At 66.0% G+C, this 8,829-nt stretch carries 9 protein-coding genes and 1 pseudogene; 6 read left to right on the top strand and 4 right to left on the bottom strand.

The features are described from left to right. Window positions 1-482 precede the first annotated feature (482 nt). Together J7E87_RS35770 and J7E87_RS34500 are read right to left on the bottom strand one after the other, a co-directional pair. Entirely contained in the window at window positions 483-725 is a 243-nt protein-coding gene (locus J7E87_RS35770; protein WP_251018435.1) for a hypothetical protein, read from the bottom strand. A gap of 153 nt (window positions 726-878) precedes the next feature. Next, entirely contained in the window at window positions 879-1,481 is a 603-nt protein-coding gene (locus tag J7E87_RS34500; RefSeq protein WP_215098610.1) for a hypothetical protein, read from the bottom strand. 934 nt (window positions 1,482-2,415) lie between these two features. Here J7E87_RS34500 and J7E87_RS34495 point away from each other — a divergent pair. The 3 genes from J7E87_RS34495 (at window position 2,416) to J7E87_RS34485 (ending at window position 3,861) form a co-directional block, all read left to right on the top strand. Next, window positions 2,416-3,174, top strand: coding sequence for a class I SAM-dependent methyltransferase (locus tag J7E87_RS34495; protein WP_215098609.1), 759 nt, complete (start codon window positions 2,416-2,418; stop codon window positions 3,172-3,174). A gap of 129 nt (window positions 3,175-3,303) precedes the next feature. Beyond that, window positions 3,304-3,657: a hypothetical protein gene (locus tag J7E87_RS34490; RefSeq protein ID WP_215098608.1), complete on the top strand. Its 354-nt coding sequence runs from the start codon at window positions 3,304-3,306 to the stop codon at window positions 3,655-3,657. A gap of 24 nt (window positions 3,658-3,681) precedes the next feature. Then, window positions 3,682-3,861, top strand: coding sequence for a hypothetical protein (locus J7E87_RS34485; RefSeq protein WP_215098607.1), 180 nt, complete (start codon window positions 3,682-3,684; stop codon window positions 3,859-3,861). A 443-nt stretch (window positions 3,862-4,304) separates the two neighbouring features. On the opposite strand, the gene J7E87_RS34480 is transcribed toward J7E87_RS34485, so the two are convergent. Further along, entirely contained in the window at window positions 4,305-4,694 is a 390-nt protein-coding gene (locus J7E87_RS34480; protein WP_215098606.1) for a hypothetical protein, read from the bottom strand. A 70-nt stretch (window positions 4,695-4,764) separates the two neighbouring features. On the opposite strand from J7E87_RS34480, the gene J7E87_RS34475 reads away from it, so the two are divergent. Both J7E87_RS34475 and J7E87_RS34470 read left to right on the top strand, forming a co-directional pair. After that, a complete protein-coding gene (locus J7E87_RS34475) occupies window positions 4,765-5,679 on the top strand; it encodes an IS982 family transposase (protein WP_215098605.1) in 915 nt (304 codons plus the stop codon). 335 nt (window positions 5,680-6,014) lie between these two features. Beyond that, window positions 6,015-6,167, top strand: coding sequence for a hypothetical protein (locus J7E87_RS34470; RefSeq protein ID WP_215098604.1), 153 nt, complete (start codon window positions 6,015-6,017; stop codon window positions 6,165-6,167). 467 nt (window positions 6,168-6,634) lie between these two features. Here J7E87_RS34470 and J7E87_RS34465 read toward each other — a convergent pair whose 3' ends face one another. Continuing rightward, window positions 6,635-7,864 carry a pentapeptide repeat-containing protein gene (locus J7E87_RS34465; protein ID WP_215098603.1) on the bottom strand — a complete coding sequence of 410 codons (1,230 nt, stop codon included), beginning with the start codon at window positions 7,862-7,864 and terminating at the stop codon, window positions 6,635-6,637. A 587-nt stretch (window positions 7,865-8,451) separates the two neighbouring features. On the opposite strand from J7E87_RS34465, the pseudogene J7E87_RS34460 reads away from it, so the two are divergent. Next, window positions 8,452-8,628 (top strand): annotated as a pseudogene (locus J7E87_RS34460) (deaminase); the annotation flags it as partial. Between the last annotated feature and the right edge of the window lie 201 nt (window positions 8,629-8,829).

Below are 8,829 nucleotides of genomic sequence, written 5' to 3'. Positions count from 1 at the left end.
CCACACCACGGGGGTCACCTCAGTGCTTCCCGTGGACGGGCGCTTGGCCGAGCACCGCATCTGCGATCGCTGTGTACGTGGGTACGGTCCGGCCGCGTGACTACATCCATCTGCCGGCCGTAGAACCGGTCGACGGGGATGTCGTAGCGGCTCATCAGCCCGACGGGAATGAAATCTGCCAAGGCGCTCTGCACCTGGCCAGGCTAGGCCGCGGGGCAGTCGCAGGTGGGGGAAGACTGGGTTGGTTCATGGTCCGGCCGATGCAGGACAAGACCGGTGCCGCTTCGTTCGCGAAGAGTCGCAACGGGGTGGGCCTGCGACCGGTTTGTGGCACCCAAGGTCCGGCAGGACGCACCCCGGTCGACCGAAGGCAGGCCGAGGCGGCAGTAGCGGAGTCTCCGCCGGGAGGGCGGCGACGTCGGTGGGGCAATTCGTCGATACGCCGAGGTTCGACAGCTCTTCGGTCGCCGGCTACGGCGCACCTAGAGTGTCGTCCTGTCCGGTGGCTGCAGGATCGGGTTCCAGGCGAACCAGTCCAGGTTCTCGGCGCCGAATTCCCATGGCGACTCCAGCAACCGTTTCCGGGTTGCCTCAAGGTCCGCGGTGACGGCAGCCGGAGCAGAGCCGATGCGGGTCATCAAGTCGCCCCGTACACGCCAGAACTCCTCGTCCTCGCCGCGCAGCCGGCGCACCGCCGCTTCCACGCAGGCAGGCCATTTCGGCATACCGTAGTGGTCGTCGTGGGTCCCGATCCGGGGAGCGCCGACGAAGGCGAGGAAGTCGTCCGGCGGCAGTCTCTTCTCGAAGTGTCTGAAACATGTCGATGCGCTGTTTCACCTGTTTCTTGATCTCTCCGAGAAATCCCCAGCCGAAGTCCGTCAGGGTCCCCTTGCGGCGATCCTCTTCTTCGCCTGGAGCCGATAGGCCTCGGTGACATGGTCGCAGTCTTCGGGGTACTCACCCATGCCAGGAAGCACCGCTACCGCGCAACAGCCCCCGGACAGACGGCGGATCGCCTCGACGGCCAGCGCCGGGCCCAGTCCGAACCCCCTCCACGCCTTGTCGAGGCTGACGCGGTCGAGGATCAGCAGATCGCCGACGGGATGTGTGACCGCTTTCTCGAACGCGGCGCTGTAGCCCGTGCGTCCGGAACGGCCAAGGACGGCGGAGATAATGACCTCAAGATCGCCGGATTCGGCGTCCGCCGCCTCCCACCGGTTGTCGCCGGTGTAGTCACGCAGCCTCCACAGGATGAGGTGCCCGATCTCGGAGCCCGCGGCCGGAGCGTGGCCGCCCCCTTCTTCTTCGTCTTCCCACTCCTCGTCGCCCGCTGTCCCGTAAGTGACCGCGACGTGCCAGGGTTCCAGGGTCTCCTCGTAGTCGTACGGCACTGCGGGATGTCCGTGGCCGTAGTGGAGGTGAAGACGGGCGGGATCGCCCGGGAGTTCACTGACCGGCCGTTTGGGCATCGCTGATGTCATGACGGAAAGACTAGGAGCGGGCACTGACATCCCACCGGGAAACGGCACGAACGAGACCACCGACGCGGGTTGGCCCCAATTCGGCTGAGCACCTTCACAGTCCCGCCCCTTGACCGGGATCGACCCGCGTAATCGGGTACATCAAAGAACGGCTTCCTCATCGCGGGCCGACACAGCTCGGTCAGCCCTGGCCAGCACCCGGGAAAGCCAAGCGCTGGCCCTGCCGCCACCACTCAGGCACGACCCGCCAGCCCCTGACCAGCACAGACCAATCCACCTGAACCACGCAGCGATAAAGAAATCCCACGCCGATCACTACATTCCAAGACGATCACTGAATCTGCACTTCAGAGCCCCTCCGGCTTCCGAACCTCCACGGAAACCCAGCCCAGAGACGCACCACACCACAGCAACAAATCCTGAAACGATCACTAGATCCCCAGGCCAGCACATCACTCATCTAGTGATCACTAACGGATTTGTCACAGCACGAGTTCGAGGGCCGGACCTGGTTTTGTACGTGGGAGCTGACACCGCTTGTTGCTCAGAGCGGGGAACGCCCGGTTTTCCCGGAGGGCAGTGTTGCTGAGTTCTGGCAACACCGGGGCTTGCGGTGGGAGCCTGGGGATGCTCTGCGGGATGAGGGTGCGGTGGCGCCACCGAAGTCCAAGGTCGATCTGTACGCGGCGATCCGCCGTGATGCCCGGGCGGGGACGTCCTACCGGGCTTTGATGCGCGAGCACGGTGTCGGATTCCGCACGGTCAAAGCGGCGTTGGAGTCGGTGTGGCCGGAGCCCCGGAAGAGACCGCGGCCCCGGGGGACACGGTTGGATGTGATGGCCTCTCATCAGGGTCCGGTCAATCGGTTGCGCTGGACGCGGATCTCGCCGTGCACTGCTGACAACTTCTCTCCGCACCCCGAAAGATCACAGGCATGGCATCCCACGCGAACCAAGCCCGCGCCCTGTCCTTCGACACTGTTGCCACTCAGTACGCTGCCACCCGGCCGGACTATCCGTCGGCCCTCTTCGACGCCGTTGAGGAACTCGCCGGCCGACCGCTGGCCGGCGCCGACGTGCTGGACTGCGGAGCCGGCACCGGCATCGCCACTCGGCTGATGCGCGAACGAGGCGCCCACGTCGTCGCCCTGGAGCCGGGCGCCGGTATGGCGGCCGAGCTGCGCGCGGCCGAGCCGGAGATCCCGCTGGTGCGGGGCGAGGGGAACTGCCTGCCATTCGCCGCCGGCAGTTTCGACGTGATCACCTACGCCCAAGCCTGGCACTGGACCGACCCGGCCCGCTCCGTCCCCGAAGCCCTGCGTGTGTTACGCCCGCACGGCGTGCTGGCCCTGTGGTGGAACCAGGCCGACGTCCGCGTCCCGTGGGTCGCGGCGGAGGATGCCCGACTCGCGCCCTTCACCCGCAACTACCCGGCAACCGTGGCCGAGCTGCTCGCCTCGTTCCCGGTCCACGTGGTTACCCGCGAGATCCCGTGGTCGCGCCGGATCACCGTCGAGGAGCACACCAGATACCTCGCCACTCACTCGCACTTCGCGGTCATGGACCCCATCGAGCGGGCCGAACTCCTCGACATGAACCGCACCGCACTGGCTCGGATCTTCCCCGAAGGCGAGCTCGACGAGCCATACCTGTGCGGCCTGACCGTCGTGCGATCAGCCACCACCCACACCTGAACGGAACCCAGCGCCCACAGACACCTCACCGCCACCAAGGTCACCTCAGAACACCCACAGTGCTGCGGAACCGTCAGGCCCTGAGCGTTGTCAGTTCTCATCGACATTGCCGAGCCACTTGATCACTAAGTGCTGCCCGAAACCGTCGACAAACGTTGCTCACTCTCGCTTACGAAACCAAAGGAGGGCTTCTCGAAACAGCGGTACCGCGTTCCCGGCGCCGGAGGTGCCTACGACGGTCCCGCTATCTGGGTGGAGTGGTGGGCCCAGGCTGGAGGCGCCGCATCGCTCGCAGCGCTGGCAACCGTCGTCCGTACCTACATCAGGCGACGAGCGGGCAATTCCGTCACGATCTGGCTTGGTGGGAAGAAGATCGCCGAAGTGAGAGGCGACATGTCGGCGGACGACATCGTCAAGATCCTCAACGCCGGAGAGAACGTTCCCCAAGTGCCGGCAGCAAACGCAGCCGACGACGTGGCCTGACATTCCCGCTGCTAAGTCTCTGCGATGGAGCTGTTCACCGTAGTCGACCTGGAGCGCATCGCCGCGGCTGCCGCACGGGACGGTCAGAGCCCGGTGGAGTGGCTGCGCACTATCGTGCTCGAACGGCTGGACGCCGAGGAGCTCGAGGACGCGCTCGTCGGCGCGCACTTCACCGTCGCCACCCGTACGGCCGCGGGCCTTTGAACGAAAAGGCCGGATGCCGCACACGGGGGGATGCGGCATCCGGACCTGATCAGCAGCGTAGCCGCGTGGCTGTGTCAGTTCCCAGGGTCCCGCCCGCCGAACCCGCCGTGCGAGTTGGCCCCGCAACGGGCTCTCCACGTGATCCGATGTGTCAGGCGAGGTATTCACTGACCTGTCCGACGAAGGCCACATCGTCGTGGCTGGTCCGGCGAAAGCGAGCCTTCTCCGGATCAACCTCGTCGATGTTGTATGGCGTGCTGCATGCGCGTCGCCGAGAACCCGGGCGAACACATCAAGGACGACCTGGGCGAGATGGACCTCGCCCTAGATGATCAATTCCAAGGGACGCCTGCGGAGGGTGTGGGGTGGGCGGCGGCCGAAGCCACCGCGAGACGGTCAGGCGGCGGGCTGCCGGCCCTGGTTGTCGAGGTGGCAGCGGGCGGTCAGGCGTCAGGGTCGACTTCGGGGTGCGTGAACCGCACGGGCTTGCCCAGCGACCGGGCGTAGGCGATTTCGGCTCGGGTGCTGTCTCCGATGTGGTCGCCGACTACGAGTACCTCATCAGCGAGGCGGATCTTCGCCCGGTGCAGATCGTCGAGTCGAACCTTCAGCGCCTCGGCCTCGACAGGATCGGACCAAAGTTCGTGCGGCGACTTCATGTCACAGCCCGGTTTGACGACAATCTTTCCGGCTTTGGTCTCCCGCAGATCGGCCTCGTTCATCTCGGTCATGAAGCGGGTGGAGCCGCAGATCACGACGATACGCGGGAGGCTCAACAGCTTCTTCGCGTCGGCGAGCTTCTCCTCGGGGGTGAGCAGTTGCGGGTATGACACTGGTTCCTCCTGGTGGTGTGGTCCAAGGAGTGCCTGCGGAGACGAGAACGAGGGTGTCCAAGATCGTTTTGTGACGAACGACGTGGACACCCTCGCGACAGCACTCTATGCGACGACCGACGACATGCTGAAGGAGCATCCCGACCTGGCGCCGTGGCGCCCGCCGGTCGGCATTACGCCCCGCCTGAGCGATGCCGAACTGGTCACCCTCGCCACGATGCAGGCCATACTCGGCTACACCTCCGAGGCCAAATGGCTCCGCCATGCCCGTGCCCACCTGCGCCACCTCTTCCCCTACCTGCCCCAGCAGCCCGGCTACAACAAGCGGCTGCGCAAGGCCGCCGGTCTGATGCGAAGCGTCAACCGGATCCTGGCCACCACCACCTCGGTGTGGAGCGACGACGTATGGGTCGTGGACTCCACCCCGGTGGAATGCGGCCGCTCCCGCGAGACCGTCAAACGCTCCGACCTGGCAGGTTGGGCCGAATACGGCTACTGCGCCAGCCACAGCCGCTTCTTCTGGGGCCTGCGCCTGCACCTGGTCTGCACCCTTCAGGGTCTGCCCATCGCCTTCGCCCTGACCGGGGCCAAGGCCGACGAACGCGAGACCCTCCTCGACCTCCTGGCAGCCGAATGCGAGCTTCTGCGAGAGCGCCCCCGACAGACTCTCATCGGCGACAAGAACTACTTCGGCCGTGGTTTCGAACGCGAACTGTCCGAGCATGGAGTCCAGTTGCTGCGGCCTGCCCGTAAAGGTGAACGGGAACGGCCTGGCGCAGCCCTGTTCAAGCCGCTGCGACAGGCCATCGAATCGATCAACGAGACCTTCAAGGGACAGCTTGACCTCGAACGGCACCGAGGGCGCACACCCGGAGGTGTCATAGCCCGCGTCATGCAACGCATCCTCGCGCTGACCGCCACGATCTGGCACAACGACGCCACCGGACAAACCGTCCTACGCTCACTGATCGCCTACGATCACTGACCCCTTGGAATAGATCATCTAGACGACACCGGGCCCGGGGGCAGCACAGCGAGCTGCCCCCGGGCCCCCGGCCTCAGACGTCGACTGGCCCTCCACACACCCGACCAAGCATCGGAGCCATCCCGTGAGCAGCAGCACCGCACCGATCGACACCGCTGAGCACATCGCCGCCCAGGCGCTTGCCGAGTGGGGACTCTCCGTGCGTGCCGACGACGACGCCGGAACTCATGGCTGGTCATCGGCGTGGACGATCGCGCCGACGCATCTCCCCGCGTGGGCGTCCGGCACGTGGTGCTCTACGTCTTCGACCCGTCCGCGACAGCGACGAGGTCTGGGTGGACCGCCCGCCCGCCGGCCCTTCCGACCACTGGTGCGCAACGGCCGTCCACAGCAACGGCGTCCAACTGCCCCTGATCACCCGGCCCATCGGCCAGCTCGACGACTGCGTTGAGGCCATCGCGGACTGGCTCACATCACCTCAGGGCTGACCCGGCCCACAGCTGCGGGCCCGCGCCCAGCCCGCGCGAGCAACCACCCCGAAGGGACTGTGTTCGATGAGCCCAGCCATACCCGTGCGCTGTCTCGCCCGGCCGCTGGCCGGCGGACTCGTCGTGCCGTGGGTCTCCCTGATCCACAACGGGCACGCCGTGTTCGGCAGCCTTGACGCCGACCGAGCCCGCCGCGCCTTCCTGAAGCGCCTGTGCCAGATCTGCGGCCAGCCGCTCCAGGAGCGGTTCTTCGTCATCGTCCGCCCCGCAGACCAGCGGCAGGGCTACTCCCCCGAACCCGGGCTGGACCCGGAGTGCCAGCCATACGCCGCAGCACACTGCCCGATGCTCATCCCCCGGGAGTTCGCGATTTCTGAAGTGCTCTCCACGCGGAACCCGTGGCCTGACCCGCCTAACTCCCACCCTAGGTCTTCGGGTTCAGCTGCGCGTCGCGCTACTGGCTCGTGTCACGAAGAAGGGGTCTGACTCAAGTCCTGTGATCGACCAGGGATGCGGCGGCTTTCTTCCTCTTCAACGACGCTGATTCGTGCCCTGACATCATCGTTCGCGGCAAAGTCTTCCGACAGATAGGTAGAACGCCTGAGTCGGGCGGAAACCAGTTGCTGAACCGTCAGGTTTGTCGCTAGCTCAAGGTGGGTGCCATCCAGATTTGCCCTGTCCATGTGGGCGCCGAACAGATATGCCCACAGGTAGGCGCCCGTCAGGTCCGCGCCCTCCAGGTGGGCGCCGTACATGACCGCCCTGTCGAAGCGAGCGTTGGTCAGGTCCGCGCCCTCCAGGTGGGCGCCGTTCATGGCCGCATCCTCTAGGTGGGCGTCGGTCAGGTTCGCCCCCTCAAGATGAGTTTCGAGCAGCCTCGCCCACTCAAGGTGAGCGTTGACCAGGTACGCCCCCTCAAGGCGCGCGTTAGCCAAGTAAGCACGCTCAAGGCGCGCGTTAGCCAGGTACGCCCGCTTGAGGCGCGCTTTCTGGAGGTTTGCTCCGCGTAGATCCGTCCAAGCCAGGTTGATGCGGAATGGCTCGTCGCGGCCCTCTGGCCGGCGGCCGAGCACGGTCAGTGCTGCCTGGACCGGTTCGGGCGGGTGGTGCGGTTCCCGGAGATCCCGTTCGGTGAGGCTTTCGCGCTGTGCTGTCGTGTCCGGCGCTCCAGCGCGCAGGATCCGGCGAGCGAGTCGCAAGCGGTGCTGGGTTGAGACGGGTTGGAGAACGGCCGGTGCGTGTTCGCGAACGAACGCAGCGAGGACCTCGACGATGGTGGTGTGGTCCTTCTCCGAGTCGCGCATGATGCGTTCCAAGGCGTAGATGCCTCCGAGTTGTTCAGCCGGCTTGTCGGAGGCGATTTGCCTGACAGCCTGGGTGTACCGGTCGGTGTACTGCCCCTCCCGGGTTAGCTCCGCCTGCTCTTCGTCCCTTTCTCGGGTGTGCTGCAGGGTGCGGTGGGTGTACAAAATACCGACCGCGGCGAGGCCGCCAGCGCCGATCGCCAGCAGGGCGGTGCGTACCCCGGTCACGGTGGTCGCCACTGGCTGCTTCAGATCGTCGTTGAGGTAGTGGTTGTCGATCCACCAGGGCACTTGCCACATGGCGATCCCCGCCAGGGCGATCCCCACAAGTACTGCTACGACGTACCACAGCGTCACCCAGCCCTGGCTGCGTCTCTGTTTTGGCTCCTTCATGCCATCCAGCAGAGCCCGGTGCTGCCTGAACGGCCGGGTGGCTCGGCACCACTCGCGACAAGACCACCCGCACGGAGGGGGCGGGGTCAGAGGTCTGTCATGTCCTCAGATGTCGCCGCCCGAATCTCAGAAGCCGTTGTCGTACCGAGCATCGGGGCTGCGGATCGAACAGGGTTCCTGATCGGATGATCTTGAAGTGGTCGCCGCATCAGGGGAGGGCCTCCTGAGCAACTCGGGGTTACGACACCATCCGAGCACCGGGAGGCCCTGTTGTAATGCCAGGTGAGCTGAGAGCGCGGGCCGGTCCCGATAACCCTGCATTTGGACCGAGGCCGACCACATCACGTTGCCGCGCCACCGGTCGAGACTGGTTGTGCACCTGGCGGGTCCCGTGGTCGGACACCTGCCTGACTCCCCGGGACGATCCCGGTGGCCGAGGCCGCCGGGAGGAACCGGCGAGGGGCGATGAGTTTCTCCGTGATCCGCAGTCATAGATCATGATTGGTGCGCCGCAGCCACGAGCGTGGTCGAAGCGTGCGCCGACCGAACCTGCTGAGCACCAGACACGAGATACCGAGGAACCTTAGATGCGTACCCTGATCAGTACCGCCTTCATCTCGCTCGACGGCGTCGTGGAGGGCCCGGGTGGTGAGCCCGGTTACCGGAACTCTGGGTGGACCTTCAAGGACGTCGAATTCCTTCCCGAGGCATTCGACATCAAGGGCCGGGAGCAGAAGGAAGCCACCGCGATGCTGATGGGCCGGTGCAGGGGCGGCCCGCGGGGTGCGAGGCGAGCAACGGGCGCGTGCGGTAGTGCGTGACGGTGCCATTTACACGAACTCCCGCGGGTTCCCCGGAGTGCCCTTGTTGCTGGTGGCCGTGCAGGCCAGGCCGCGGGTCGCGCTCTCTCCGGCCGGTCAGCCGCGTTCCCGAACCGGTGCGCGAGGCAATCGCACGCCGACGGC

It is taken from the genome of Streptomyces sp. ISL-1 (assembly GCF_018614585.1).
Lineage (GTDB): Bacteria > Actinomycetota > Actinomycetes > Streptomycetales > Streptomycetaceae > Streptomyces > Streptomyces maoxianensis.
Note: the sequence above shows the minus strand (reverse complement) of the source record. Positions and strands in the feature narration are given on the sequence as shown.

Bases quoted from the DNA above. Each gene is read 5' to 3' on its own strand.
- J7E87_RS35770 (WP_251018435.1), bottom strand. From the start codon at position 725: ATGCCGAAATGGCCTGCCTGCGTGGAAGCGGCGGTGCGCCGGCTGCGC.
- J7E87_RS34500 (WP_215098610.1), bottom strand. From the start codon at position 1,481: ATGACATCAGCGATGCCCAAACGGCCGGTCAGTGAACTCCCGGGCGAT.
- J7E87_RS34495 (WP_215098609.1), top strand. From the start codon at position 2,416: ATGGCATCCCACGCGAACCAAGCCCGCGCCCTGTCCTTCGACACTGTT.
- J7E87_RS34485 (WP_215098607.1), top strand. From the start codon at position 3,682: ATGGAGCTGTTCACCGTAGTCGACCTGGAGCGCATCGCCGCGGCTGCC.
- J7E87_RS34465 (WP_215098603.1), bottom strand. From the start codon at position 7,864: ATGAAGGAGCCAAAACAGAGACGCAGCCAGGGCTGGGTGACGCTGTGG.